Below are 24,187 nucleotides of genomic sequence, written 5' to 3' on the forward strand. Positions count from 1 at the left end.
CCATGACCCGCGACGCCCTGGCCTCCCGACCGGACCGGCTCCACGACCTGCTCGGTGAGCTCGCCGCCGCGCAGTGGGCCGTGGAGGACGTGGTCGCCGTCGTCGACGGAGGCCTGCCGATCGACCTCGCGCTCTACCTGACGGCCCGGGCGCGGCTCGACGCCGCGGTCACCGCCTGGAACCGGCGCGCCGGGGCCGACGCCCGGGGGACAGCCCCCTTGTCCTGAGCCTCGGGCCACGTAGGCTCGAGGCATCCGCACGACCGAGTGACCGCTCACCCCCACGGCTGGGAAGTCGACCTCGAGCTCTGCGAGACCAGATGACCACAGCCACCGCCGACCGCTCGCCGGCAGCCGCCCGGCTCTCCGACGCCCCGCACACCAGCTCCTACAGCGCGCTGTCCCGCACCGTGCGCGAGGCGGGCCTCCTGCAGCGCGCGTACGGGTACTACCTGCGGACGGGCGCGCTGCTCGTCCTGGCGCTCGCGGGCGCGGCCACGGGGTTCGTGCTGCTCGGCGACTCCTGGCTCCAGCTGCTCGTCGCCGGCGCCCTCGGGCTGATCCTCACGCAGTTCGCGTTCCTCGCGCACGAGGCGGCGCACCGCCAGGTCTTCGCGACCGGGCCGGTCAACGACCGGGTCGGCCGGGTCCTCGCGAACGCCGTCGTCGGCATCAGCTACTCGTGGTGGATGTCGAAGCACACGCGCCACCACGCGAACCCGAACCACGTGGGCAAGGACCCGGACGTCGCGAACGACACGATCGTCTTCACCGAGGAGGGCGCCCGCGAGCACCGCGGCCTCCTGGCGCTCGTCACGCGGTACCAGGGCTGGCTGTTCTTCCCGCTCCTCACGCTGGAGGGCCTCAACCTGCACCTCACGTCGGTGCGCTCGCTGCTGCACGGCAACGACGCCGACCGCGGCGACCGCGCCCGGGAGCTCGTGACCATCGGCCTGCGGCTGGCGCTCGGCACGGCCGTGGTGTTCTGGTGGCTCCCGCTCGGCATGGCGTTCGCCTTCCTGGGCGTCCAGCTCGCCGTCTTCGGCGTGTACATGGGGGCGTCGTTCGCGCCCAACCACAAGGGCATGCCCATGGTCCCGGAGGGCAGCCGCCTCGACTTCCTGTCCAAGCAGGTGCTCACCTCGCGCAACATCCGCGGCGGCGCCTGGACGAGCGCGCTCCTGGGCGGCCTCAACCACCAGGTCGAGCACCACCTGTTCCCGAGCATGCCCCGCCCGCACCTGGCGCGCGCACGCCTCCTGGTGCGCGAGCACTGCGCCGCCCACGGCCTGCCGTACACCGAGACCGGGCTCGTGCGGTCGTACGCCATCGTCGTCGGCTACCTGAACCGCGTCGGCCTCGCCGCCCGCGACCCGTTCGACTGCCCCCTGCGGCAGAGCCTGCGGGGCTACTGAGTCAGGGCGTAGGCGTCGAGCCGTTGCCGCCCGCGTTGTCGACGGGTCCGCCGGAGGGCTCGGGCTCCGCCGGGGGAGTCGTCTCCTCGTCGGTCGGGTCCGGCTCCGGCTCCGTCGTCTCGTCCGTCGGGGTGGGCGTCGACGTCGGCTCGTCCGTGGGGGTGGGCGTCGACGTCGGCTCGTCGCTGGGCGTGGGCGTCGGCGTGGAGGACGGCGTGGGCGTGGAGGTCGGCGACGGAGTCTCGCTGGGCGTCGGCGTGCTGGTCGGGGTGGGCGTCGACGTCCGCTCCGGCCGCGACGTCGGCTCGGCCGGGGCCTGCGTCGTGGGGTCCGTCGCGCTCGGCGTCGGCGACGGGGTGGTCGACGGCGACGGGCTGTGGGTGACCGGGGCGACCGGGGCCCCGTCGTCCGTGTCGCGGAAGAACCAGAACGCGCCCGCGCCGACGGCGACCACGAGGAGCGCGGCCAGCACGATCAGGAGGACCCGGCGCGACCGGGACGGCTCGGGCTCCGCGGCGGCGGGCACCCCGGCGACGGGGGTGTCCGTGGGCGGCTCGGGCGGCGGCCCGCCCAGCACCTGGGTGGGCTCCTCCCCGGCGTCGGCGAGGGGCTCCGTCGGAGCGCCGGCGTCCGGCAGCGGCGTCAACGGCTCGGTCGCGTCGACGGCGCCGAGCATCCTCGTGCGCTGCAGCTCGGCCTCGGCGCCCGCCGCCGCGGCGGCTGCGAGACCGGCGGCGCCGATGGCCGCCGTGCGGTGCGGGTCCTGGGCGGCGATCTGGCCCATCGTCAGGGTCTGGTCGCCGTCGGCGTTCTGGGGGCCGTCGGCCCCCGGGGTCGTGGCCGCCGCCGTCGGCGGCGCGCCGCCGAGCAGCGTGGCCACCGTCTCGCCCATCGCGCCGGCCGTCGCGAACCGGCGGGCGGGGTTCTTCGCCATGGCCCGGACCACGAACCGGTCGACGGCGGAGGGGACGGCGGCCTGGCGCGCCGACGGCGCGGGGACGGGCGCGCCCACGTGGGCCAGCAGGACGTCGCCGGGGCGGGCCCGCTCGTACGGGGGGTGGCCCGTGAGGGCGAAGTAGGCGAGCGCCCCGACCGAGTACAGGTCGCTGCGCGCGTCGAGCGGGTGGCCCTGCGCCTGCTCCGGAGACATGTACGACGCCGAACCCGCGACGCGCTCGCCGTCGCCGTCGCCCCCGCCGGGCGCGGTGAGGCCGAGGTCGAGCAGCCCCACCGTCATGCTGCCGTCGTCGTGCCGGTCGACCACGACGTTGCGCGGGCCGACGTCGCGGTGCACCAGGCCCGCATCGTGCACGGCCGCGAGCCCGTCGAGCAGCCCGCCGACGACGGCGAGCGCCTCCGGCCAGGCCAGGCCCGTGCCGCCCGCCAGCTCCGACAGGGGGGTGCCGGGCAGGTGTCGCATGAGGAGCCAGGGGACGTTCGCCCCAGCGACCTCGTCCTCGCCGGTGTCGAGGACCTTCGCCACCCCGGGGTGGTCCACCAGGGCCGACGCCGCGATCTCGCGGGCGAGGCTGGCGCGCGCCACCTCGTCGTCGACGAGGTGCGGGTGGAGCACCTTGACCAGGAGCTCCGGCTCGTCGGCGGGCGCGGGGGACCCGGCGCCGTCCGCACCCTCCGCGTCGGCGACGTCGCCCGCCGTGGTCGCCGTGTCGGCCGGGGACTCCGAGCCGGGCAGGCGAGAGGCCTCGTAGACCGTGTACGTGCCGCCGGTGCCGAGGACGTCGCCCAGCACGTACTTCCCGCCGAGCACGACGTGGCCGGCTCCCGGCTCCTCGGCCGGGTCCTTCGGCGTCATGCCGGGCACCGCGGCGAACGTGGGGGGTCGAGGCGGACGCCTGCGCGCGGCGGCGTCGGGGCGGCGAACTCGGTCATTTCAGTCATGGGCCATCACAGGATAAGTGGTGGTCACGCGTGCTGCAGTGTGCCCGGTCACGCCTCGCGGAGGTCTGCCAGCGCGCTCTCGATGGCGCGGTGGAACGTGGGGTAGGCGTAGATGAGGCGCCGCAGGTCGGCCACGGGCACCCGCGCCTGCACGGCGAGCGTGAGGACGGCGAGGATCTCCCCGCCCGCAGGCCCGGCCGCCGTCGCGCCGACGAGCACGCCGGCGTCCGCGTCCTCGACCAGCTTGATCAGGCCCTCGTTGCCGGGCCCGTGCACGAAACCGCGCGACGACGCCGAGAGGTCGGTGGACCCGGTCCGGACCGTCAGCCCGGCCTCGCGCGCGGCGGCCTCGGTGAGCCCGACGCCCCCGATCTCCGGGTCGGTGAACGTCACGTGCGGGACGGCGCGGTAGTCGGCCCGCTCCTCGCCGCCGTCGTCGCCCGCGAGGATGTCGGCGGCCGCGATGCGCGCCTGGTACATCGAGACGTGCGTGAACGCCCCCTTGCCCGTGACGTCCCCGACGACCCAGACGCCGTCTGCCGCGCGCAGCCGGTCGTCGACCGGGATCGTGCGCCCGGAGTCATCGATGCCGACCGTCGCGACCCCGAGCGCCCGCAGGTCGGTGCGCCGTCCCGCGGCGACCAGCAGCTGCTCGGAGACCAGCCGTGTCCCGTCGCCGAGGGTCAGGGTGAACCCGGCGCCGTCGTGCGACACCGACGCGACCTTCGCCGACGTGCGCACGCCGATGCCCTCGGCGGCGAACCGGTCCGCGAGGAGCGCGCTCGCCTCGGGCTCGTCGGGGGCCAGCAGGCGGGGGCCGGCCTCGACCACCTCGACGGCGGTGCCGAACCGGGCGAAGACCTGGGCGAGCTCGCAGCCGATGGCCCCGCCGCCCAGCACAGTGAGCGACGTCGGCGCCTCCGTGGCGCGCACCGCGTCCCGGTTCGTCCAGTAGGGCGTGTCGGCCAGCCCCTCGACCGGCGGCACGGCCGGATCCGTGCCCGGGTTGAGCAGCACGCCCCGCGTGGCGCGGAACCGACGCTCGCCGTCGGGCGTGGCCACGGCCACCTCGCCCGGCCCCACCAGCCGCCCGCGTCCCCGGACCACGCGCGCGCCCGCCTTCTCCAGCCGCTCCACGGCCGCGGTGTCGTCCCAGTCGGTGGTGGCCTCGTCCCGGACGCGCCGCGCCACGGGCGCCCAGTCGGGCGTGACGTCGACCCGGCCGGCCAGCGTGCCGGCGCGGCGGGCCTCCGCGAGCGCGTCCGACGCGCGGACCATCATCTTCGTCGGGATGCAGCCGAAGTACGGGCACTCGCCGCCCACCAGTCGTGCCTCGACGGCGACGACGTCCAGCCCCGCACGGGCCAGCCGGCCGGTCGCGTCCTCCCCGCCCGGGCCGGTGCCGATCACCACGACGTCGACGGTCTCGACGGGCTGCTCGGTCGTCATGCGGGTCCTCCTTGCAGGGGTGGCCGGCCGGGTGCGCCGACCCCGGCCAGCGCACCACACCCGCGCGCCCGTCGCGCGGCGAACGGACGCGTCGGCGGCGACGGACGCCACTCTGCCAGGCTGGCGCGGTGGACCTGATCGCCGCCGGCCGCGACGCCGACGTCTTCGCCCTGGACGAGCGCCGCGTGCTGCGCCGCTACCGTGACGGTCGCCCCGCGGAGCAGGACGCCGTACTGCTCGCGGCAGTGCGCGCCGCCGGATATCCCGCCCCCGCGGTCCTCGACGTCGACGGACCCGCCCTCGTGCTCGAGCGGTTGACGGGCCCGACGCTCGGAGCGGCGCTGTTCGACGGCACCTGCGACGTCGCGGAGGCGGGCCCGCTGCTCGCGTCGCTGCACGACAGGCTCCACGCCGTGCCCTGGCAGGGCGGCTCTCTGCTGCACCTGGACCTGCACCCGTTCAACGTGATCATGTCCGCCCGGGGGCCGGTCGTCATCGACTGGACCGACGCGCGCCCCGGTCCGGCGCCGCTCGACGTCGCCATGACGGCCCTGACCTTCGCCCTCAGCGCGCTCGAGCCGGCGTCGGCCACCGTGGGCGGGGCGTCGGCCGACGAGGTCGCGCCCTTGGCACGCGGGCTGCTGGCGGCGTTCGTGGCCGCGTGCGACCCGGAGTACCGCGACCACCTGACCGCCGCCGTCGAGCTGCGGCGGGTCAACCCCGCGATGAGCGCCGCCGAGGTCGGACGCCTCGACGAGGCCGCGGCGCTCGCCGCCTGTCCGGCGTGACGGCCGCCGCGTCGTCGTCGGTGGCCCGGGGCAGGATGGCGGCGTGCACGTCGTCCTGACCCGAGAAGCTGACGGCACGGTCCGCGTGCACGACGGTGCGCAGCGCGCCGTGCCCGTCGGGGCGCTGCCCCCGCTCGTGGCCGACGCGGAGGGCGGGGCTCGCGGGGGCGCGGCCGTGCCGCGCTGGACGTGGGACGACACGAACCGCTGGTACCTCGGCCTGCTGCGGGCGGGCGTCCGGGTCGAGCGGTCGCACGACCTGCGCCTCGTGCATCGCATCCTGCGGCACTCCGCGGCCACCGCGGGCTCGGAGCTCGCGACGTCGCCGCCCGGCGCCTGGGACGCGATGACCCCGACGCCGGCGGGCGCGGAGCCGCTGGCGGGCGCTCGCCGCGCACCGCAGGGCGACGCGCTCTTCGACCTCGCGGCACCCGCGCCGTCGGCCCGCGACGAGCACGCGGCCGGGGCGGCCGACCCGGTGGCGGAGCTGCGGCGGCAAGAGGACGCGGTGCGCGGCTCGGCGGCCCCGGGCCGGCTGCGGCTGCTCGCGGCGGGGGAGTCGGCGGGCGCGCTCGTCGCCGCCGAGATGCATCACGCGGGCCTGCCGTGGCGCGCCGACGTGCACGACGCGATCCTCACCGAGGCGCTGGGCCCCCGGCCGCCCGAGGGGCGACGACCTGTGCGGCTCGAGGAGCTCGTGCGGCAGATCCGCGCAGCCCTGGACGCCCCGCCGTCGCTCAACCCCGACTCGCACCCGGACCTGCTCAAGGCGATGCAGTACGCCGGCGTGGGGGCGCGCAGCCTGCGCAAGTGGGAGCTGTCGACGATCGACCACCCGGTCGTCGCCCCGCTGCTGGAGTACAAGAACCTCTACCGGCTGCTCACCGCCAACGGCTGGCACTGGCTCGACGAGTGGGTGACCGACGGGCGGTTCCGCACCGAGTACGTGGTGGGCGGGGTGGTCACGGGGCGCTGGGCGTCCACCGGCGGCGGCGCCCTGCAGCTGCCGAAGGGCGTGCGACGCGCCGTGGTGGCCGACCCGGGCTGGTGCCTCGTGGTCGCCGACGTCGCCCAGCTCGAGCCGCGCGTCCTGGCGGCCATGGCCGGCGACGAGGCGATGGCGACCGCGGGCCGCGCCGGCGACCTGTACGCCGGCATCGTGGCCTCCGGGGTGGTGCCGACGCGCGAGCTGGCGAAGGTGGGCATGCTCGGCGCGATGTACGGCGGCACCACCGGGGCGAGCGCGCAGGTGCTGCCGCGGCTGGGCCGGGAGTACCCGCGCGCCATCGCGCTGGTGGAGGAGGCCGCGCGCACGGGCGAGCGCGGGGGCGTCGTGACGACATGGCTCGGCCGGTCGTCCCCGGTCCCGGGCGCCGCGTGGGACGAGGCCCAGGCGGGCGCGTTCGCCGACGACGCCGGCGCCGACGCGGCCGCCCGGGCCCGGTCGGCCACGCGGTCGTGGGGGCGGTTCACCCGCAACTTCGTGGTGCAGGGCACGGCCGCGGAGTGGGCGCTGTGCTGGCTGGCGTCGATCCGCCGGCGACTGTGGGCGCTCGGCGTCGCCGACGGGGCGCGGCCGGGCCTGGCCCCCGCCCCGTTCGCCGACCGCCCGCACCTCGCGTTCTTCCTGCACGACGAGGTGGTGGTGCACGCCCCGCGCGAGCTCGCCGACGCGGTCGCCGTCGAGGTGCGTGCGGCCGCCGACGAGGCGGGCCGCCTGCTGTTCGGCGACTTCCCGGTGGACTTCCCGCTCACCGTCGCGACGGTCGACTCGTACGCCGACGCCAAGTAGCTGCCCCGTGGCCGGCGGGTGTGGCCGGTGGTGTGGAGCTAGCGTCGAGGAAGGCTCCGCGCCGGCCGACGCGGACCACGAGACGGACGGCGGCAGGGTGCCATGGGCAGCATCCGGGTCGAGCGGACCCTCGTCGACGGGCTGGGGGTCGTCTACCGGCGCGCGGGCTCGGGGGCGCCACTGGTCCTCGTGCACGGCGCCGGCGAGGACGGCCGGGGCTGGACGCCCCAGCTGGAGTCGTTGTCGGACGAGTTCACGGTCGTGGCGTGGGACGAGCCGGGCGCGGGCGGCTCCGAGGACGTCCCGGACGGCTTCGCGCTCGCCGACTACGCGGACTGCCTGGCGGGCGTGATCGACCGGGCGGTGGGTCGCCCGGCGCACGTCGTGGGCCTGTCGTGGGGCTCCACGGTCGCGCTCGAACTGTACCGGCGGCACCCGGACCGGACGGCGTCCCTCGTCCTCACCGGCGGGTACGCGGGCTGGAAGGGCTCGCTCCCTGCCGAGGAGGTGGCCGCCCGTGTCGCGGGCGTGCGGCGGATGCTCGACGCCGAGCCCGGAGCGTTCGACCCGACGATGCCGGGTCTCTTCGCCGCGGGCCCGCCGCCCGAGCACGTGCCGCTGATCGAGTCGATGGCCCGCGACGTGCGGCCGCGCAGCATGCGCCACGCACTGGCGATCATGGCGGAGGCGGACCTGACCGACGTGCTGCCGACCGTCGCCGTGCCCGTCCTGCTGCTGTGGGGCGAGCTCGACGCCCGCTCCCCGGTCCGCGTCGCCCGGCAGCTCGAGGAGGCGATCCCCGGCGCGCGGCTCGTGCTGATCCCCGGCTGCGGCCACGTGACCAACCTCGAGCGGCCCGCCGAGTTCGACGCCGCCGTGCGGGAGTTCTGCCATGGCGTGGACGGCCTGGAGAGTGCCGACGGCGCGCGTTGACGGTCATCCACCCTAGGGTCGGGCGCATGGATGCCACAGCCGCCAGCGCCCCACCGCTCGCCGACGTCGTCGCCGCCCTCGAGGACCTCTACCCGCCGTCGACGGCGGAGGGCTGGGACGCGGTGGGCCTCGTGGTGGGGGACCCGGCGGCGCCGGTGCGCAGGATCCTGTTCGCCGTCGACCCGGTGGCCGAGGTGGTCGACGAGGCGATCTCCTGGGGCGCGGACCTGCTCGTCACGCACCACCCCCTGTTCCTGCGGCCCGTGCACTCGGTCGCGGCGACGACGTTCAAGGGCGACGTGGTGCACCGGCTCCTGCGCGCGGGCTGCGGGCTGTACGTCGCGCACACCAACGCCGACGCCGCCCCGCGCGGCGTCGCGGACGCGCTCGCGGACCTGGTCGGCATCACCGACCGGAGCCCGCTCGTCGTGGGGGACGACGGGGACGGCGTCGAGCGGGGGATCGGCCGGGTCGGCCGGCTCGCCGAGCCCACCACGCTGGGCGGGTTCGCCGAGCGCGTCGCGGCCGCGCTGCCGGCGACGGCGCAGGGCGTGCGCGTGGCCGGCGACCTGGACGCGCCGGTCGCGACCGCCGTCGTCGTCGGCGGGTCCGGGGACTCGCTGTTCGACGCCGTCCGCGCGGCCGCCGTCGACGTGTACGTGACCGCCGACCTGCGGCACCACCCCGCCTCGGAGCTGCGCGAGCGGGCGGAGTTCGAGGCCCGCCCCGCGGGCGGCAACGCGGCGACGCCCTTCCTGGTGGACGTGGCCCATTTCGCGAGCGAGTGGCCGTGGCTCGCCTACGCCGCCGAGGACGTCGTCGCGCGCCTCGGGGGCCGGCCCGGAGGCGTGACCGGGGAGGGTTCCGGAGAAGGTACGGTGACCACGAGGGTGAGCACGATCGGCACCGACCCGTGGACCGCGCGGGTGGCGAGCACCGTGCGCGAGACCGACCGCCCCACCAGCTGAATCACTGCGAGAGGACCCGCCCGTGGCCACTGCACCCCCCGAGGACCAGCGCCGACTGCTCGAGGTCCAGGCCCTCGACACGCGGCTGCAGCAGCTCGTCCACCAGCGCCGCAACCACCCGTCGCTGGCGACCATCGCGGAGCTCGACGGCCGCATCGGCGACCTGCACACCTCGCTCGTCGACTCGCGCACGGCCGTGGCAGACCTCGAGCGGGAGCTCGCCAAGGCGGAGTCGGACGTCGCCCAGGTGCGCACGCGCGCCGAGCGCGACCAGCAGAAGCTCGACTCGGGAGCACTCTCGGCGAAGGACTCCCAGGCCCTGGTGAGCGAGCTCGAGTCCCTCGCCCGGCGCCAGTCGGTCCTGGAGGACGCCGAGATCGAGGTCATGGAGCGGCTGGAGGCGCACCAGGGCTCGCTCGCCGAGGTCGAGTCGGCGCACGCCGAGCTCGAGGCCGCCAAGGCGAAGGCCACGGCTGAGCGGGACGAGGCGTGGGCCGAGATCAACGCGACCGGCTCGAAGGTCAAGGCCGAGCGGGAGGCCGTCGCCGCGGGGCTCGACGCCGGCCTGGTCGCCCTCTACGACAAGCTGCGCGCCCAGCTCGGCGGTCTCGGCGCTGTGGCGCTGCGCGGCGGCCGGTGCGAGGGCTGCCGCCTGGACCTGAACCCCGGCGACCTCGCGGCCGCCAAGGCCGCCCCGGCCGACCGGATCGTGCGCTGCGAGGAGTGCGGCCGCATCCTCGTGCGCCTGGCGGACGACGGCGCCGCGGCCTGATGGCGCGACCGTCCGGCGCGAGCCCGGCGGCGGGCGCCGACCTGCGCACCGTCGTCCTGGTGCGGCACGGCGTCACGGAGCTGACCGAGGCGCGCGCCTACTCGGGCGGCGCCGTCCCCGGCCCGTCGTTGACGACGCGCGGTCGCGTGCAGGCGGCTCGGGCGGCGGACGCCGTCTTCCGGATCGGCAAGGACCTGTGGCCCGACCTGCCGCGCGCCGGCACCCTCCTGGCCTCGCCGCTGGTCCGCACCCTCGAGACCGCGGCCGCGGTCGGCCGCCGCACCGGGCAGCACGTGCGGCCCGACGAGCGGTTCGCCGAGTGCGACTTCGGTGACTGGGAGGGCCTGACGCCGGAGGCGATCGCCGGCCGCTGGCCCGACGAGCTCGCCGCGTGGGCCACGACCGGCACCGACCGGGCCCCCGGCGGCGAGTCGTACGCCGACGTGGGGGAGCGCGCCTGGGTCGGCCTGCGCGACGCCGTCGCGGACGCCGACCCCGCCTCGACGACCGTCGTCGTCGCGCACACGGTGACGATCCGCGCGCTGGTCGGGAGGGCGCTCGGCACGCCGCCGTCGTCGTGGCGGCTGCTGCGCGTGCCCCCGTGCTCGCTCACCGTGCTGCGCTTCGGCCTGGCGGACGACGGCGAGCCGGCGCTCGCGGAGGTCGTCGCGGCGGGCTTCCCGACCGACGCTGGTTGAGCCCGTCGAAACCCGTTCCCCGCTGGTTGAGCCCGTCGAAACCCGTTCCCCGCTGGTTGAGCGTGTCGAAACCCGGTCGTTGCTGGTTGAGCTTGTCGAAACCCGGGTGCTCGGTTTCGACAGGCTCAACCAGCGGTGTCGCGCTTGGGCGGCAGCGCGAGCGCGAGGTCCACGCCCCGGTCGACCCACGCGTGCAGCGCGTCGTCGTCCGCCGTGACGTCGGGTCCCACCGTGACCGTGCCGCGCATGGTGCGCTCGCCCATCCGCATCTCGTGCGCGCCGTCGGTGAGCGCCTGCGCGTGACCGTCCGTCCCGACGTGCACCATGAGCTCGTCGTCGCCGACGCCCACCGCCATGTGGGTGTTCACCATGAACGCGACGCCCCCGAACATCTTCCGCTCGACGAAGTCGGCGCGCTCGGCGACGGCGTCGCGCACGCGGGCGGCGAGCACCTCGTCGTAGGCCATGCGGTCAGTGTGCGCCGGGTGGGCGGCTTCGCGCCCGTCAGGCGATGACGACCTCGAGCGTGCGCGGCCCGCGCCGCGTGGCTGCGTCGTGCAGGGTCGCCTCGACCATCCGGTACGACAGGCCGGTGCCGACCTCCGTGCCGATGACCTGCCCGTCCAGCTCGCGGGCCGCGTCGAGCAGTTCGTCCGCGCTGGTCGGGGCGGGCCCCGAGCGGCGCAGCAGGTGGCCCGTGAGCACGCCGCGGGTGTGCTTGGCGTTGTGCGACACGACGGTGCGCTTCCCGTCCGCCTCGCGCACGACCCGGACGGTCACCCAGTCGGCGGCGGCGTCTCCCGTGGTGGCGGGCTTCCACGCGGCGAGGTAGGCGGCCGAGCGGCAGTCGACGACGACGTCGCCCGCGGCGCGTGCGTCGAGCGCCGCGGACAGGTGCGGCCGCCACGCGGTGGCGAGCCTGCCGATGCCCGGCAGGTCGACGCCCATGGAGAGGCGGTACGCGGGGATCAGGTCGGCGGGGGAGACGGCGCCCCACAGGCCGGAGAACACCCGGACGTCGCGGGCGGCGCGGCGCGCGGCGTCGTCGGGCAGGTCGGCCAGGCCGGCCGCGGCGTAGAGCACGCCCGTGTAGACGCGGGACGCGGGCGCGGTCGGCGCGCCCTTGAGCTCGGTGTTGCGCGCGACCTCGGCGGCGAGCGACGCGGCCACCCCGAGCACCTGGGTCGCGTCCGGCCGCGCGCTCACCGCGGCGAGGGCGTCGAGCACGGCGCGCCGCTGGTCGGTGAGCTGCTCGGCCCCGGTGAGGCCGTCCAGGTCGGCCGGTGCGGCGCCGTCGGGCGCGGGCGTCTTGCCCTCGGAGGGCGGCAGGCAGATCAGCACCCCGACACCCTACGGGCGGGTCTCGGCACGCGGACCGTCCGGTGACAGTGCGGTCGGTCACCGCTAGCGTCGCCGGGCATGGTCCACGTGAAGGTCTACGGCAACCGACGGGTGTGGGGACAGCGGCGCGCGGAGGTGTCCGACGCGCTGCACGCCGCGATGGTCGGGGCGTGGCAGATCCCCGAGGAGAAGCGGTTCCACCGGTTCCTGCTGCTGGAGGACGGCGACCTCGTCGCCCCGCGCTCCGACGACTACCTGATGATCGAGATCGTCGCCTTCGCCGGCCGCACGCGGGAGGCCAAGCGTGAGCTGATCCGCCGCGTGTACGACGACGTCGCGCCCGCCCTCGGGGTCGCCGCGGACGACGTCGAGCTCGTCGTGATCGAGTCTCCCGCCGAGAGCTGGGGCATCCGCGGGCGGTCCGGCGACGAGCTGTCGCTGAACTACAAGGTCGACGTCTGACCGTGACGACGTGAGCGGGCGTCCGACCGGCTCGACCGCGCATAGACTGTGCCAGGCGGACGAGTCGGTCGGACGGTCGCGTCGGCGGTGCCCTCGGGTGTCGTCGCCGAGGAACGTCCGGGCTCCGAAGGGCGAGGTGGTGGCTAACGGCCACCCGGGGTGACCCGCGGGACAGTGCCACAGAAAGTAGACCGCCGTCGCCGGGCGACCGGTGGCGGTAAGGGTGAAACGGTGGTGTAAGAGACCACCAGCGCGGCCGGTGACGGTCGTGGCTCGGTAAACCCCACCTGGAGCAAGGTCAGACAGGGAGCGTTCGAGGGTTGCCCGCCCGATGCTCCCGGGTAGACCGCTCGAGCCCTGCGGCAACGCAGGGCCTAGATGGATGACCGTCGCCCGCGCCGGGGCAACCCGGCACGGGAACAGAACCCGGCGTACAGACCGGCTCGTCCGCACGTTCCGACCGCTGCCCTACGCCGCGTCAGGCGGCGGAGGGCTCCGGTCTGGCGGCATGCTCGAGCGCCCAGGTGAGGGCGTGGTCGGCGACCTGTTCCCAGCCCGGCGCGGCGCAGGTCCAGTGGTCCCGCCCTGGGAACTCGTGGTACGCGGTGACGGCCGGCGACTTCTCCCAGTGCTTGGCGTTCGACCGGTTCACCGACGGCGGCATGATGTGGTCGAGCTCGCCGGCGATGAACAGCAAGGGCGCCCGGTCGGTGCTGAAGTCCACCCAGGTCTCCTGGTGACCCGGCTTGAAGTTGGCGATCAGGCCGTAGTCCCAGACCCAGCGGCCGGGAGCCGGGATCGCGTAGCGCTCCCACGCCGCGCGCGACTCCTCCTCCGCGAGCGTGTTGGTGAACGCGTAGTGGAACTCCTCGGGAGTGAACCCGACGGCCCGATGCCTGTTGGCGGGATTCTTGAGCGCCGGGAAGAGCGACCTCGCCTGAGACGGCGGGTTGACCCGGACGCCCTCCGTCGGAGCGGAGTCGAGGACCACCCCGGCGGCGCCGAGGCCCCGGGCGAGGAGGATCTGGGTGAGGGTGCCCCCGAAGGAGTGGCCCATGATGATGGGCGGGCGGTCGAGGCCGCTGATGACTCCGGCGAGGTGCTCGACGGTCTCGGGGACGCCCAGGTCCGCGATGACCTCCGGATTCTCGCGGAGGGCCTCGACCTCGATCTCGAACCCGGGGTAGGCCGGGGTCACGACGGTGAAGCCCTTCTGCTGGTAGTGCTGGACCCAACCCTCCCAGCTGCGGGGGGTCATCCACAGACCGTGGACGAGGACGACGGTGTCGGGCGCGGTGGTACCGGTGGTGTCGCTCATGGCTGGCCTCTCAGGGGGAGTCGAAGTGCGCCAGAGGATCCGCGCCCAGCCGGTCGCGGTCGGTGTCGGGCGGGCGTGTCCGCTGCCCGGGTGGTCAGGAGGCGTGTGTCGCTGCCGGCACGGACGACACGATAGGGAAGCGCTCCCAACGCGGCGCGGCCGGTCGCGAAGTTCACCCGCTCGCGGAGTCCCGCTGGTCGGCGCCCGACGCGGCCGGCACGAGGGCGCGCAGGTATCGGCGGCGGTAGAGCCGCTGGGCCACGAGGATGACGGGGAAGGGCACCCGCCACAGCCCCCGACCCGGCCGGGTGAGCGAGCGCAGCGTCATGCTGACGCACCCGTCGTCGTCGCGATGGACGATGAACGCCTCCTCGCCCGTGACGGGATGACCCTCCAAGGCGCCGTAGGACAGGGCGGCCCGCCGCTCGGTCGCGATGACGTCGACGACCTCGATCGGCTCGCGCACCCGGAACGGACCCACGCCCGCGACGAGCCACGACCGCTGTCCTCGTCGCGCCGGGACGCCCGGCTCGAGCGGCGGGTCGACGGCGAAGCCGCTGCGCGTCTTCACGCCCCACGACAGGACGGCCTCGGAGGCGTCGTCCCAGACCTGGGGCCCGACGCCGAGGTGCACGGTGCGCTCGAACGCCCGCCATCCCTCCGGCGGCCGCCAGTCCTCGGCGGCGGGCGCGGTGGCGCCGAGGGCGCCTCCGGAGGTCAGCGTCCGCCGCCGGAGTCGGCGCTCCGCCAGGGGCGTGAGGTCGTCGACGCACCCTCCGGCGTGCTCGATGGCGGACCTGACCACGTCCGCCTCGCCCAGGGTGAGTCGGAACGCGGCGCTGGTGCCCGTGTCGTTCACGTCCCAGACGAGGTCGCCGCGCGCGCTGATCCCGGAGCCGCCGATGCTGTGCGGTGCGAGCGCGAGAGCGATGTCGAGGTCCTCGTCGTCCCGCGGGTCGAGGGCCACCGCAGAGCTCGACCCGCGACGAGCCGCCAGCCGGCGTTCGGCCTCCCGGACGGCGTCCTGCGCCCCGGGCGGCCACTCGTCGTCGGAGAAGACATCGATCTCGACGAGGGCGAGACGCAGCCGCTGCGCGCGCAGCGCGCCCTGGATGGCCGCCTCGACGGTGGCCCGTGGGGCGTGGTCTCGGACGACGAACCACGTGTGGGAGGCTGCCGGTCTGCTCATGCGCCCGTCCTTCCGCGCGCTGTTCGTGACGTCGCAGCGTAGCGGGCGCGACGGACCGTCCGAGGCGTCGCCGGCGACCCAAGGCGCGTGTGAACGGTGCGTAAAGAAACCCTATGCCGAGGTTCCGTTCCGGGTCGGCAGAGGTGTACCGTGTCGGACGTCGCGACGACGAGGTCGCGAGTCCGGAACGCAGCGCTCGAGACCGAGGCGCGCAGGGACGCAGGACGTGGGACGAAGGTGCGGCAGTGACTTTCACCGACGAGGCTCAGGCCGGGGGCATCGCCCTCGTGGAGCGGACCGACGTGAGCGTGGTGGACATGTGGGGCGAGATCGACATCGCCCTGCGCAACGAGGCGAGCGCGGCGCTCGCGAGGGCTTTCGAGCGCGACCTCCCCGTGGTGGTGGACACGTCGCGCGTGACGTTCATCGACTCCGCCGGGGTCGCCTTTCTCGTGCAGCTCTGCCGGATCGGTCGGGACGAGGGCCTGCGCGTGTCGCTGCACCGCCCGCCGGCGGCGGTCCTGGACGTGCTGCGGATGCTCGACCTCGACGTCCCCGGGGACGCCAACGTCCTCGACGGGCCCACCACGCCGACGGCGCCGGCCCCCCGCGCTCCGCACAGCCTCGCCGGCTGAGGGGCGCGAGGCGCGATCGGGCGTCAGTGGTCGCGACCGCTGGCGGCGAGCGCTGCGGCCCCGACGATCCCGGCACGGTTGCGCAGGGTGGCGGGGATGATCGGGGCGTGCAGGTCGAGCAGCGGCAGGAACTTCTCGTGGTGCTTGCTCACGCCGCCTCCGACGACGATGAGCTCGGGGGAGAGCAGCATCTCCACGGTCTCGAAGTAGCGCTGCAGCCGCTCGGCCCACTTCTCCCAGGACAGGTCGTGGCGCTCTCGTGCGGACTCCGCGGCCCGTGACTCGGCGTCGTGCCCGTCGATCTCGAGGTGGCCCAGCTCGGTGTTCGGCACGAGCACGCCGTCCACGAGCAGCGCGGAGCCGATGCCGGTGCCGAGCGTGACCACGAGGACGACGCCGTCGCGCCCCTGGGCGGCGCCGTACCGCTGCTCGCCGACTCCCGCGGCGTCGGCATCGTTGACGGCGGTCACCTGCCGGCCCGTCGCTTCGCTGGCCAGGGCGGGCAGGTCGACGCCCTTCCACGACTTGTGCAGGTTGGCGATGAACCGCACGACGCCGTGGTCCATCGGCGCGGGGAACGCGACGCCCACCGGCACGTGCGGCGGGAGCTGGAACGAGTCCACGAGCTCGGCGAGCACGCCCGCCACCGCCTCCGGCGTGGACCTCTCGGGGGTGGGGATGCGGCGGCGCTCGTCCGCGAACTCGCCCGTCGTCAGGTCGACGGGTGCCCCCTTGATCCCCGACCCGCCGATGTCGATGCCGAACGCGACCGGCTGCGCTGCCTCCACCATGGGGCCCATCTTGATGCAGGATCGTCCTATGAGCGACACAAGCCCGGTGCAGTACTGGTACAACACCAAGACCGGTGAGGTCGAGGAGAGCCGCGACCGCTCCAGTTGGAGCCATCGGATGGGTCCGTACCCCACGCGCGAGGCCGCCCGCAACGCCCTGGACTCCGCGCAGCGCCGCAACGAGGAGTGGGAGGGCGAGGACGCCGACTGGCGCGGCCGTGACTGATCGGCACGACGTCAGCCCGCGCCGATGAGTTCCCACAGCCTCCGGCGTCAGCCGGGCATGACGACGACTGTCGAGGCGAACGGTGTCACGCTCGGTGTCGAGCACTTCGGGGACGCGGCGGCTCCGCTGGTCCTCTGCGCGGGCGGCACGACGATGCTGTCCTGGCCGGACGCCCTGTGCGAGGCGCTCGCGCGCGGCGGCCGGCACGTGGTGCGGTACGACCTGCGCGACGCCGGTGCGTCCACCACCGCGGACCCGGAGGCGCCGTCCTACACGCTGCGGGACCTCGCCGCCGACGCCGCGGCGCTCGCCCGGGAGCTCGACGACCGGCCGGCGCACCTGGCGGGGATCGGCGTCGGCGGGATGGTCGCCCAGGTCGCCGCGCTGGAGCACCCGGAGGCGTTCGCGACGCTGACCCTCGTCGGCACGCGGCCCGTCGCGCCCGGCCCGGTCGATGACGACCTGCCCGACCACGACGGCGCGGCGATGGGGCGGCTGTTCTCGCTGCCGATGCCCGACTGGTCCGACCGCGACGCCGTCGCCGAGCACGCCGCCCGCGGCGCCGAGGTCCTCGGGGACGACCCCGTCGCGGCGCGCGCGGTCGCCGGGCGCATCTGGGACCGGACGCCGGGGACGGCGCCCGCGGTGCACGCCGCCAACCAGCTCGGCACGGTCTTCGCCCACCTCGACTGCGCCCCGCGCTGGCGCGAGCGCCTCGCCGAGATCGCCGTGCCGACCCTGGTCGTGCACGGCCGGCGCGACCCGTTCTTCCCGGTCGGCAACGGCCAGGCGCTGGCACGCGAGATCCCGGGTGCGGGCCTGCTGGTCCTCGAGGACGGGTCGACGGCGGTCCCCGACGCCGCTGCCGGCCGGGTCGCGGCGGCGATGCTCGCCCTCTCGGGCGGCACCGACAGCGCTGGGGGCGCCTAGCGCTCGAAGGAGTGCGCGGCGTCGGGGAAGGTGCCGCCGCGGACCTCGTCGGCGTAGTCCTGGGCCGCCTGGCGCAGCAGGTTGCCCACCTCGGCGAACCGGCGCGCGAACCGCGGCGACCAGTCCGTCATCCCGGCCATGTCGGTCCAGACGAGCACCTGCCCGTCGACGCGCGGTCCGGCGCCGATCCCGATCGTCGGGATGCGCAGGATCTCCGTGGCGCGTGCGGCGACGTCGACCGGCACCATCTCGAGCACGACGGCGATCGCCCCCGCTTCCTGCACGGCGAGCGCGTCCTCGCACAGCGCCTCGGCGGCGCCGTCCCCGCGGCCCTGCACGCGCGGACCGCCGAGGATGTTCTCCGACTGCGGCGTGAAGCCCAGGTGCCCGACGACGGGGATGCCGGCATCGGTCAGCGCGCGGATCTGGGCGGCGGACCGACGCCCGCCCTCAAGCTTGACCGCGGCGGCCCCGGTCTCCTTCATGACCCGCACCGCGGAGGCGAGGGCCTGCTCGGGGCCGGCCTCGTAGGTGCCGAACGGCAGGTCGACGACGACGAGGGCGTGCTCGGCGGCGCGCGCGACGGCGCGGGCCGGCGGGATCATGTCGTCGAGGGTGACCGGCAGCGTGGTCGCGTGCCCGTGCATCGTGTTGCCGATCGAGTCGCCCACGAGCAGCAGGTCGAGGCCCGCCGCGTCGAAGATCCGGGCCGTGACCGCGTCGTACGCCGTGAGCATCGTGAGCTTCTCGCCACGCTCCTTGGCCTCGGCCAGGTGGTGCACCCGCACGCGGCGGTGGCGCGTCAGGTCGGCGGCGGGCGAGGGTGCTGCGGCGACGTCGGCGGCGGCGTCGGGACCGGGGTTCGACATGCCGGCCAGCCTATGCCAGTCGCGACATACGCTATTAACACTTCTCGTGCAGGATGGGCTCATGGACAGGCAGCAGGAGTTCGTGCTCCGCACGGTCGAGGAGCGCGACATCCGCTTCATCCGGCTCTGGTTCACCGACGTGCTCGGGGTGCTGAAGTCGGTGGCGGTCGCCCCGGCCGAGCTCGAGCAGGCGTTCACGGAGGGCATCGGCTTCGACGGCAGCTCCATCGAGGGGCTGACGCGGGTCTACGAGGCGGACATGATCGCCAAGCCCGACCCGACGACGTTCCAGGTGCTGCCGTGGCGCGGCGAGCGGCACGGCACGGGCCGCATGTTCTGCGACATCCTCACGCCGGACGGCGAGCCCTCGCTCGCGGACTCCCGCAACGTGCTCAAGCGGACGCTCGCGAAGGCCAGCGACCGCGGCTTCACCTTCTACACGCACCCCGAGGTCGAGTTCTACCTGTTCAACCAGCTCGCGTCGCCGGAGGACCCGCTGGTCCCGGTCGACAACGGCGGCTACTTCGACCACCTGGCACGGGGCAGCACGCACGACTTCCGCCGCGCGGCGATCACGATGCTCGAGTCGATGGGCATCTCGGTGGAGTTCTCCCACCACGAGGCCGGGCCCGGCCAGAACGAGATCGACCTGCGGTACGCCGACGCACTGACCACGGCGGACAACCTCATGACCTTCCGCACGGTGGTCAAGGAGGTGGCGCTCGAGCAGGGTGTGTTCGCGTCGTTCATGCCCAAGCCGATGGCCGACCAGCCGGGCTCCGGCATGCACACCCACCTGTCGCTGTTCGAGGACGACCAGAACGCCTTCCACGAGCCAGGCGCCCAGTTCGAGCTCTCCAAGACGGCCCGGCAGTTCATCGCCGGCCTGCTGGTGCACGCGGCCGAGATCACGGCCGTGACCAACCAGTACGTCAACTCGTACAAGCGGCTGTGGGGCGGCGCCGAGGCGCCGAGCTACATCTGCTGGGGGCACAACAACCGGTCCGCCCTCGTGCGCGTGCCCATGTACAAGCCGGGCAAGGGCAACTCCGCCCGCGTGGAGTACCGGGCTCTCGACTCGGCGGCCAACCCGTACCTCGCGTTCGCCGTGCTGCTGGCTGCCGGCCTCAAGGGCATCGAGGACGGCTACGAGCTGCCCGAGGCCACCGGGGACGACGTCTGGGAGCTGACGGACCGCGAGCGTCGGGCCCTCGGGATCGCGCCGCTGCCGCAGTCGCTCGACGAGGCGATCGAGCTCATGGAGCGCTCCGAGCTGGTGGCCGAGACGCTCGGGGAGCACGTCTACGACTACGTCCTGCGCAACAAGCGGCAGGAGTGGGACGCCTACCGCGCGCAGGTCACGCCCTACGAGCTGCGCCGGTTCCTGCAGAACCTGTGACGGCCCGCCCGCCGACGCTCACGAGCCGGCTGCTGCACGCGGGGTTCGCGGACCTCACCCGGTCGGCGTCGTTGTGGTCCGACCCGGCGCTGCAGGAGGTGCTCGTGGCGCCCGGGCGCCACGACGCGCTCCTCGGGGCGCTGGGAGCCTGCGCCGACCCGGACCTCGCGCTGCTGCAGCTGGTGCGCCTGGCGGAGAACCTCGACGCCCGAGAGCGGCTCGGCGCGCTCCTCGACGAGGACGCGTCGCCCCGCGCGCGGACGCGGCTGCTGGCCGTGCTCGGGGCGTCGTCCGCCCTCGGCGACGAGGTGGTGCGCCGCCCCGAGCTGCTCGACCTGCTCGCCGAGCCAGACGGCGCCGCGGTGGATGCGCCCGACCTCGACGACACCGGCGCCACCGACGACGGCTCCGACGACGACGCCTCCGACGACGACGGAGCCGACCCCGGACCGCGCACCGTGACGGGCCCGGCCGAGGTGCGCGCGGCGCTGCTGCGCGCCGTCGGCGCCGACCCGGACGCCGCGGTGCCGGTGGCCGCAGACCCGGAATCCGGGCCGGGCGAGGGCTGGCCCGACACGGGTGCGGCGACCACGACGGACGCGCTGCGCCGGGCGTACCGCGCCCGGTTGCTGGCGCTGGCCGCCGACGACCTCACCGCGAGCGAACCGCTGACGCGCATGCCCGTCGTCGGCGCGGCGCTCGCCGACCTGGCGTCGGCCGCGCTCGAGGCCGCGCTCGCCGTCGCGCGGGCCGACCTGGACGACCACGGGGCGGGCGTGCGGCTCGCCGTCCTGGGCATGGGCAAGACCGGCGGTCGGGAGCTGAACTACGTCTCCGACGTCGACGTCGTGTACGTGTGCGAGCCCGGCGAGCTGCCGGGCGGGGGCACCCTCGACGAGGAGACGGCGCTCGCCATCGGTGCGCGCCTCGCGACGGGGCTGCAGCGCGTGTGCTCGGCCGCCTCCGCCGAGCCGGCCCTGTGGCCCGTCGACGCCGCGCTGCGGCCCGAGGGCGCGCAGGGGCCGCTGGTGCGGACCCTCGCGAGCCACGTCGCCTACTACGAGCGCTGGGCCGAGACGTGGGAGTTCCAGGCCCTGCTCAAGGCGCGTCCCGTGGCCGGCGACGCCGAGCTGGGGCGGGACTACCGCGCGGCGGTCGACCCGTTCATCTGGTCCGCCGTGCACCGCGAGCACTTCGTCGAGGACGCCCGCGCGATGCGCCGCCGGGTGGAGCAGCACGTGCCCGCGGCCGAGGCGGACCGGCAGATCAAGCTGGGCAAGGGTGGCCTGCGCGACGTCGAGTTCACCGTGCAGCTGCTGCAGCTCGTGCACGGCCGCGCGGACCCGCAGATCCGCTCGCCGCACACGCTGTCCGCCCTCGCGGCGCTCGCGGCCGGCGGGTACGTGGGGCGCGAGCATGCCGCGCGGATGGCGGTCTGCTACCGGTTCCTGCGCGCGCTGGAGCACCGGGTGCAGCTGTACCGGCTGCGCCGCACCCACCTGCTGCCCACCGCGGAGGAGGACCTGCGCCGTCTCGCGCGGTCGCTCGGCATGCGCGCCGAGGGTGCGAAGGGCCTGCTGGACCGGTGGCGTGCCACGCGGCGGGAGGTGCGCGCCCTGCACGAGGAGGTCTTCTACCGGCCGCTGCTGCCGGCCTCGGCGCAGCTCTCGGACGCCGAGCTGTCGCTGTCCCCGGACGTCGCGCGCGAGCGGTTCGCCGCGGTCGGCTACCGCGACCCCGACGGCGCGATGCGGCACGTCGTGGCCCTGACGACCGGCACCTCGCGCCGGGCGGCCCTGCAGCGGCAGCTGCTGCCCGTGCTGCTCGGCTGGTTCGCCGAGGGGGCCGACCCGGACGCCGGGCTGCTGGCGTTCCGCAAGCTGTCCGACGAGCTGGGCGCCACGCCCTGGTACCTGCGCCTGCTGCGCGACTCCGAGAACGCGGCGTACCACCTGAGCCGGCTGCTGGCGTCGTCCACGTACCTCGCGGACGCCCTCGCCCGCTCGCCGGAGTCGGTCCGCTGGCTGGCCGACACCTCGGGCCTGGAGCCGCGCGGCCCGCAGCGGCTCGCCGCGGAGGCGGACGCGATCCTCACCCGGGCCGACGAGCCCAAGGCGGCGGCGCAGCGCCTGCGGGCGCTGCGTCGGCGCGAGCTCGCGCGGACCGGGGCCGGCGAGGTGCTCGGGCTGCTGCCCCCGGTGGACGCCGCGGCCGCGGTCTCGGACGCGGCGGACGTCGTCCTGGCGGGCGGACTGCGGGTCGCCGAGCACGCGGCCCGGGCCGAGCTCGGGCTGGGGGAGTCGCCCGAGGCGAACCCCACCCGGATGCTGGTCGTCGCGATGGGGCGGCTCGGCGGGCGCGAGATGGGGTACGGCTCGGACGCCGACGTCATGTTCGTGCACGAGCCCGTGCCCGGCGCGGAGCCGACGCTGGCCCAGGACTTCGCCACCCGTGCCGCCACGCGGCTGCGCGCGCTGCTGTCCGAGGTGGGGCCCGAACCGACGCTGCCCGTGGACGCCGACCTGCGCCCGGAAGGGCGGCAGGGCCCGCTCGTGCGCACCCTCGACTCGTACGCCGAGTACTACGGCCGCTGGTCGAGCGTGTGGGAGGCGCAGGCGCTGCTGCGCGCACGGCCGGTCGCGGGCGACGTCGCCGGCGAGGCGTCGCTGGGCGCCCGGTTCGTGGCGCTCGTCGACCCGTTGCGCTACCCGGACGGCGGGCTCGACGACGCGCGCCTGCGCGAGGTGCGCCGGATCAAGGCCCGCGTCGAGGCGGAACGGCTGCCCCGCGGCGCTGACCCGTCGCGCCACCTCAAGCTCGGGCGCGGCGGCGTCGCGGACGTCGAGTGGACGGCGCAGCTTCTCCAGCTGCAGCACGCGGCCGAGGTGCCGGGCCTGCGCACCACCGGCACGGTCGCGGCGCTCGACGCCGCGACGTCGGCCGGCCTGCTCGACGCCGAGGACGCGGACCAGCTGCGCGACGCCTGGGTGCTCGCGTCGCGCCTGCGGTCCGCCGTGGTGCTCTGGTCGGGGCGCACCACCGGCGCGCAGACCGACCGGCTGCCGCACGACTCCCGCGACCTGACCGGCGTCGCTGCTCTGCTCGGAGACGTGGGCACCGGGGGAGAGCTCGAGGAGCTCTATCTGCGCACCGCCCGCCGCGCCCGCGCCGTCGTCGAGCGCGTCTTCTACGGCGAGGAGTGATGACGCCCGAGACGGAGGCTCCCGTCGGCCCCGCCGTACGGCACGATATGTCCATGCGCACGTCTTCGCCGTCGTCGGCCGCGGCCCCGACCACCCATGGTGCTCCTCGAGGAGCCCGCGCGTGAGCGCCGGCCTGCTCGGCCTGCTCGACGACGTCGCGGCCATCGCCAAGCTCGCCGCCGCGTCGCTCGACGACGTGGGTGCCGCCGCCGGCCGGGCGACGGCGAAGGCGGCCGGCGTCGTCGTCGACGACACGGCCGTGACTCCGCAGTACGTGCACGGGGTCGCCGCGGACCGCGAGATCCCGATCGTCAAGAAGATCGCCTGGGGATCGATCCGCAACAAGGTGCTGATCATCCTGCCGATCGCCCTGATCCTGAGCCAGTGGGCGCCGTGGCTGCTGACGCCGATCCTCATGGTCGGCGGCACGTACCTCGCGTTCGAGGGAGCGGAGAAGATCTGGGGGCGCCTGCGCGGCCACGAGGGGCACGACAAGCCCGCCGCGGCCGTCGGACCGGAGGCCGAGAAGACCCTGATCGCGGGCGCGGTGCGCACCGACCTCATCCTGTCGGCCGAGATCATGGTCATCGCGCTCAACGAGGTGGCGCACGAGCCGTTCTTCTCGCGGCTGATCATCCTGCTCGTCGTCGCGCTGGTGATCACGGTGATCGTCTACGGCGTGGTGGGCGTCATCGTGAAGATGGACGACATGGGCCTCGCGCTGGCGGGTCGCGAGTCGCGCGCCAGCCAGCGCCTGGGCCGCGGGCTCGTGTCCGGCATGCCGAAGGTGCTGGCCGTGATCTCGGTCGTGGGGACGGTCGCGATGCTGTGGGTCGGCGGCCACATCCTGCTGACCGGCACCGACGAGCTCGGCTGGCACGCCCCGTACGAGTTCGTGCACCACCTCGAGGAGGCGGTCGCGCACGCCGTGCCCGGCATCGGCGGGTTCCTCGGCTGGCTGGTCAACACGTTCTTCTCCGCCGTCATCGGTGTGATCGTGGGTGCTGTGGTCGTCGCCGTGGTGCACGTGCTGCCCTTCGGCAAGAAGCACGGCGGGGACGAGCACGAGGGCGGGGCCGGCGCGGCCTCCACAGCCGCCGACGACCACTGA

23 protein-coding genes and 1 other RNA gene are annotated in these 24,187 nt (G+C 75.2%); 16 read left to right on the forward strand and 8 right to left on the reverse strand.

What is annotated here, in order from left to right:
- Positions 1-2: 2 nt before the first annotated feature.
- Together AAG589_RS02160 and AAG589_RS02165 are read left to right on the forward strand one after the other, a co-directional pair.
- On the forward strand, positions 3-227 hold the full coding sequence (locus tag AAG589_RS02160; protein WP_430565604.1) for a hypothetical protein: 225 nt from the start codon (positions 3-5) through the stop codon (positions 225-227).
- A gap of 92 nt (positions 228-319) precedes the next feature.
- Positions 320-1,414 carry a fatty acid desaturase family protein gene (locus tag AAG589_RS02165; RefSeq protein WP_430565605.1) on the forward strand — a complete coding sequence of 365 codons (1,095 nt, stop codon included), beginning with the start codon at positions 320-322 and terminating at the stop codon, positions 1,412-1,414.
- Between the two features lies 1 nt (position 1,415).
- Here AAG589_RS02165 and AAG589_RS02170 read toward each other — a convergent pair whose 3' ends face one another.
- Together AAG589_RS02170 and AAG589_RS02175 are read right to left on the reverse strand one after the other, a co-directional pair.
- Positions 1,416-3,227 (reverse strand): serine/threonine-protein kinase, encoded by a 1,812-nt coding sequence (locus AAG589_RS02170; RefSeq protein ID WP_430566207.1) that lies wholly within the window; start codon positions 3,225-3,227, stop codon positions 1,416-1,418.
- Positions 3,228-3,361: 134 nt separating this feature from the next.
- Positions 3,362-4,762 (reverse strand): dihydrolipoyl dehydrogenase family protein, encoded by a 1,401-nt coding sequence (locus tag AAG589_RS02175; protein ID WP_430565606.1) that lies wholly within the window; start codon positions 4,760-4,762, stop codon positions 3,362-3,364.
- Positions 4,763-4,890: 128 nt separating this feature from the next.
- Here AAG589_RS02175 and AAG589_RS02180 point away from each other — a divergent pair, with 128 nt between their 5' ends.
- The 6 genes from AAG589_RS02180 to AAG589_RS02205 all read left to right on the forward strand — a co-directional run bounded on the left by AAG589_RS02180 (position 4,891) and on the right by AAG589_RS02205 (position 10,713).
- Positions 4,891-5,550, forward strand: a complete 660-nt coding sequence (locus tag AAG589_RS02180; protein ID WP_430565607.1) for a phosphotransferase — start codon at positions 4,891-4,893, stop codon at positions 5,548-5,550.
- Positions 5,551-5,593: 43 nt separating this feature from the next.
- Positions 5,594-7,342, forward strand: a complete 1,749-nt coding sequence (locus AAG589_RS02185; RefSeq protein WP_430565608.1) for a bifunctional 3'-5' exonuclease/DNA polymerase — start codon at positions 5,594-5,596, stop codon at positions 7,340-7,342.
- Positions 7,343-7,444: 102 nt separating this feature from the next.
- Entirely contained in the window at positions 7,445-8,275 is an 831-nt protein-coding gene (locus AAG589_RS02190) for an alpha/beta fold hydrolase (RefSeq protein ID WP_430565609.1), read from the forward strand.
- 26 nt (positions 8,276-8,301) lie between these two features.
- Complete coding sequence (locus AAG589_RS02195) at positions 8,302-9,243, forward strand: Nif3-like dinuclear metal center hexameric protein (RefSeq protein WP_430565610.1); 942 nt, start codon at positions 8,302-8,304, stop codon at positions 9,241-9,243.
- A 22-nt stretch (positions 9,244-9,265) separates the two neighbouring features.
- Positions 9,266-10,015 (forward strand): zinc ribbon domain-containing protein, encoded by a 750-nt coding sequence (locus AAG589_RS02200; protein ID WP_430565611.1) that lies wholly within the window; start codon positions 9,266-9,268, stop codon positions 10,013-10,015.
- Positions 10,015-10,713 carry a histidine phosphatase family protein gene (locus tag AAG589_RS02205; protein ID WP_430565612.1) on the forward strand — a complete coding sequence of 233 codons (699 nt, stop codon included), beginning with the start codon at positions 10,015-10,017 and terminating at the stop codon, positions 10,711-10,713. Before AAG589_RS02200 ends, AAG589_RS02205 begins: the two co-directional genes overlap by 1 nt.
- A gap of 125 nt (positions 10,714-10,838) precedes the next feature.
- On the opposite strand, the gene AAG589_RS02210 is transcribed toward AAG589_RS02205, so the two are convergent.
- On the reverse strand, positions 10,839-11,180 hold the full coding sequence (locus tag AAG589_RS02210) for a TfoX/Sxy family protein (RefSeq protein WP_430565613.1): 342 nt from the start codon (positions 11,178-11,180) through the stop codon (positions 10,839-10,841).
- A 37-nt stretch (positions 11,181-11,217) separates the two neighbouring features.
- Complete coding sequence (locus tag AAG589_RS02215; RefSeq protein WP_430565614.1) at positions 11,218-12,054, reverse strand: YaaA family protein; 837 nt, start codon at positions 12,052-12,054, stop codon at positions 11,218-11,220.
- Positions 12,055-12,132: 78 nt separating this feature from the next.
- Here AAG589_RS02215 and AAG589_RS02220 point away from each other — a divergent pair, with 78 nt between their 5' ends.
- Both AAG589_RS02220 and rnpB read left to right on the forward strand, forming a co-directional pair.
- Positions 12,133-12,516 carry a tautomerase family protein gene (locus AAG589_RS02220; RefSeq protein ID WP_430565615.1) on the forward strand — a complete coding sequence of 128 codons (384 nt, stop codon included), beginning with the start codon at positions 12,133-12,135 and terminating at the stop codon, positions 12,514-12,516.
- 60 nt (positions 12,517-12,576) lie between these two features.
- Positions 12,577-12,966: RNase P RNA component class A (gene rnpB, locus AAG589_RS02225), an RNA gene on the forward strand.
- Positions 12,967-12,994: 28 nt separating this feature from the next.
- Here rnpB and AAG589_RS02230 read toward each other — a convergent pair.
- Together AAG589_RS02230 and AAG589_RS02235 are read right to left on the reverse strand one after the other, a co-directional pair.
- The gene (locus tag AAG589_RS02230) at positions 12,995-13,834 is read right to left on the reverse strand and encodes an alpha/beta hydrolase (RefSeq protein WP_430565616.1); all 840 of its coding nucleotides are present in this window, start codon (positions 13,832-13,834) and stop codon (positions 12,995-12,997) included.
- A 172-nt stretch (positions 13,835-14,006) separates the two neighbouring features.
- Positions 14,007-15,023, reverse strand: coding sequence for a DUF1990 family protein (locus tag AAG589_RS02235; RefSeq protein WP_430565617.1), 1,017 nt, complete (start codon positions 15,021-15,023; stop codon positions 14,007-14,009).
- Positions 15,024-15,268: 245 nt separating this feature from the next.
- Here AAG589_RS02235 and AAG589_RS02240 point away from each other — a divergent pair, with 245 nt between their 5' ends.
- Positions 15,269-15,658 carry an STAS domain-containing protein gene (locus tag AAG589_RS02240; protein WP_430565618.1) on the forward strand — a complete coding sequence of 130 codons (390 nt, stop codon included), beginning with the start codon at positions 15,269-15,271 and terminating at the stop codon, positions 15,656-15,658.
- Between the two features lie 23 nt (positions 15,659-15,681).
- On the opposite strand, the gene ppgK is transcribed toward AAG589_RS02240, so the two are convergent.
- The gene (ppgK, locus tag AAG589_RS02245) at positions 15,682-16,449 is read right to left on the reverse strand and encodes a polyphosphate--glucose phosphotransferase (protein ID WP_430565619.1); all 768 of its coding nucleotides are present in this window, start codon (positions 16,447-16,449) and stop codon (positions 15,682-15,684) included.
- Positions 16,450-16,477: 28 nt separating this feature from the next.
- On the opposite strand from ppgK, the gene AAG589_RS02250 reads away from it, so the two are divergent.
- Positions 16,478-16,675 (forward strand): SPOR domain-containing protein, encoded by a 198-nt coding sequence (locus AAG589_RS02250; RefSeq protein WP_430565620.1) that lies wholly within the window; start codon positions 16,478-16,480, stop codon positions 16,673-16,675.
- A gap of 57 nt (positions 16,676-16,732) precedes the next feature.
- Positions 16,733-17,605, forward strand: coding sequence for an alpha/beta fold hydrolase (locus tag AAG589_RS02255; RefSeq protein ID WP_430565621.1), 873 nt, complete (start codon positions 16,733-16,735; stop codon positions 17,603-17,605).
- Here the strand turns inward: AAG589_RS02255 and panB are convergent.
- A complete protein-coding gene (gene panB / locus AAG589_RS02260; RefSeq protein ID WP_430565622.1) occupies positions 17,602-18,474 on the reverse strand; it encodes a 3-methyl-2-oxobutanoate hydroxymethyltransferase in 873 nt (290 codons plus the stop codon). The two genes, AAG589_RS02255 and panB, sit on opposite strands and share 4 nt — an antisense overlap.
- Before the next feature lie 61 nt (positions 18,475-18,535).
- Here panB and glnA point away from each other — a divergent pair, with 61 nt between their 5' ends.
- The 3 genes from glnA to AAG589_RS02275 all read left to right on the forward strand — a co-directional run bounded on the left by glnA (position 18,536) and on the right by AAG589_RS02275 (position 24,187).
- Positions 18,536-19,873, forward strand: coding sequence for a type I glutamate--ammonia ligase (glnA, locus tag AAG589_RS02265; protein WP_430565623.1), 1,338 nt, complete (start codon positions 18,536-18,538; stop codon positions 19,871-19,873).
- Complete coding sequence (locus tag AAG589_RS02270) at positions 19,870-23,076, forward strand: bifunctional [glutamine synthetase] adenylyltransferase/[glutamine synthetase]-adenylyl-L-tyrosine phosphorylase (protein ID WP_430565624.1); 3,207 nt, start codon at positions 19,870-19,872, stop codon at positions 23,074-23,076. The genes glnA and AAG589_RS02270 overlap by 4 nt, the downstream gene beginning before the upstream one ends.
- 121 nt (positions 23,077-23,197) lie before the next feature.
- Positions 23,198-24,187 carry a DUF808 domain-containing protein gene (locus tag AAG589_RS02275; RefSeq protein WP_430565625.1) on the forward strand — a complete coding sequence of 330 codons (990 nt, stop codon included), beginning with the start codon at positions 23,198-23,200 and terminating at the stop codon, positions 24,185-24,187.

This window comes from Isoptericola sp. F-RaC21 (genome assembly GCF_038593535.1).
Taxonomy (GTDB): Bacteria; Actinomycetota; Actinomycetes; order Actinomycetales; family Cellulomonadaceae; genus Isoptericola.

Excerpts from the sequence above, each read along its gene's own strand:
- AAG589_RS02160 (WP_430565604.1), top strand. The coding sequence starts at position 3 with ATGACCCGCGACGCCCTGGCCTCCCGACCGGACCGGCTCCACGACCTG.
- AAG589_RS02165 (WP_430565605.1), top strand. The coding sequence starts at position 320 with ATGACCACAGCCACCGCCGACCGCTCGCCGGCAGCCGCCCGGCTCTCC.
- AAG589_RS02170 (WP_430566207.1), bottom strand. The coding sequence starts at position 3,227 with ATGACGCCGAAGGACCCGGCCGAGGAGCCGGGAGCCGGCCACGTCGTG.
- AAG589_RS02175 (WP_430565606.1), bottom strand. The coding sequence starts at position 4,762 with ATGACGACCGAGCAGCCCGTCGAGACCGTCGACGTCGTGGTGATCGGC.
- AAG589_RS02190 (WP_430565609.1), top strand. The coding sequence starts at position 7,445 with ATGGGCAGCATCCGGGTCGAGCGGACCCTCGTCGACGGGCTGGGGGTC.
- AAG589_RS02195 (WP_430565610.1), top strand. The coding sequence starts at position 8,302 with ATGGATGCCACAGCCGCCAGCGCCCCACCGCTCGCCGACGTCGTCGCC.
- AAG589_RS02205 (WP_430565612.1), top strand. The coding sequence starts at position 10,015 with ATGGCGCGACCGTCCGGCGCGAGCCCGGCGGCGGGCGCCGACCTGCGC.
- AAG589_RS02210 (WP_430565613.1), bottom strand. The coding sequence starts at position 11,180 with ATGGCCTACGACGAGGTGCTCGCCGCCCGCGTGCGCGACGCCGTCGCC.
- AAG589_RS02220 (WP_430565615.1), top strand. The coding sequence starts at position 12,133 with ATGGTCCACGTGAAGGTCTACGGCAACCGACGGGTGTGGGGACAGCGG.
- AAG589_RS02230 (WP_430565616.1), bottom strand. The coding sequence starts at position 13,834 with ATGAGCGACACCACCGGTACCACCGCGCCCGACACCGTCGTCCTCGTC.
- AAG589_RS02235 (WP_430565617.1), bottom strand. The coding sequence starts at position 15,023 with ATGAGCAGACCGGCAGCCTCCCACACGTGGTTCGTCGTCCGAGACCAC.
- ppgK (WP_430565619.1), bottom strand. The coding sequence starts at position 16,449 with ATGGTGGAGGCAGCGCAGCCGGTCGCGTTCGGCATCGACATCGGCGGG.
- AAG589_RS02250 (WP_430565620.1), top strand. The coding sequence starts at position 16,478 with ATGAGCGACACAAGCCCGGTGCAGTACTGGTACAACACCAAGACCGGT.
- AAG589_RS02255 (WP_430565621.1), top strand. The coding sequence starts at position 16,733 with ATGACGACGACTGTCGAGGCGAACGGTGTCACGCTCGGTGTCGAGCAC.
- panB (WP_430565622.1), bottom strand. The coding sequence starts at position 18,474 with ATGTCGAACCCCGGTCCCGACGCCGCCGCCGACGTCGCCGCAGCACCC.
- glnA (WP_430565623.1), top strand. The coding sequence starts at position 18,536 with ATGGACAGGCAGCAGGAGTTCGTGCTCCGCACGGTCGAGGAGCGCGAC.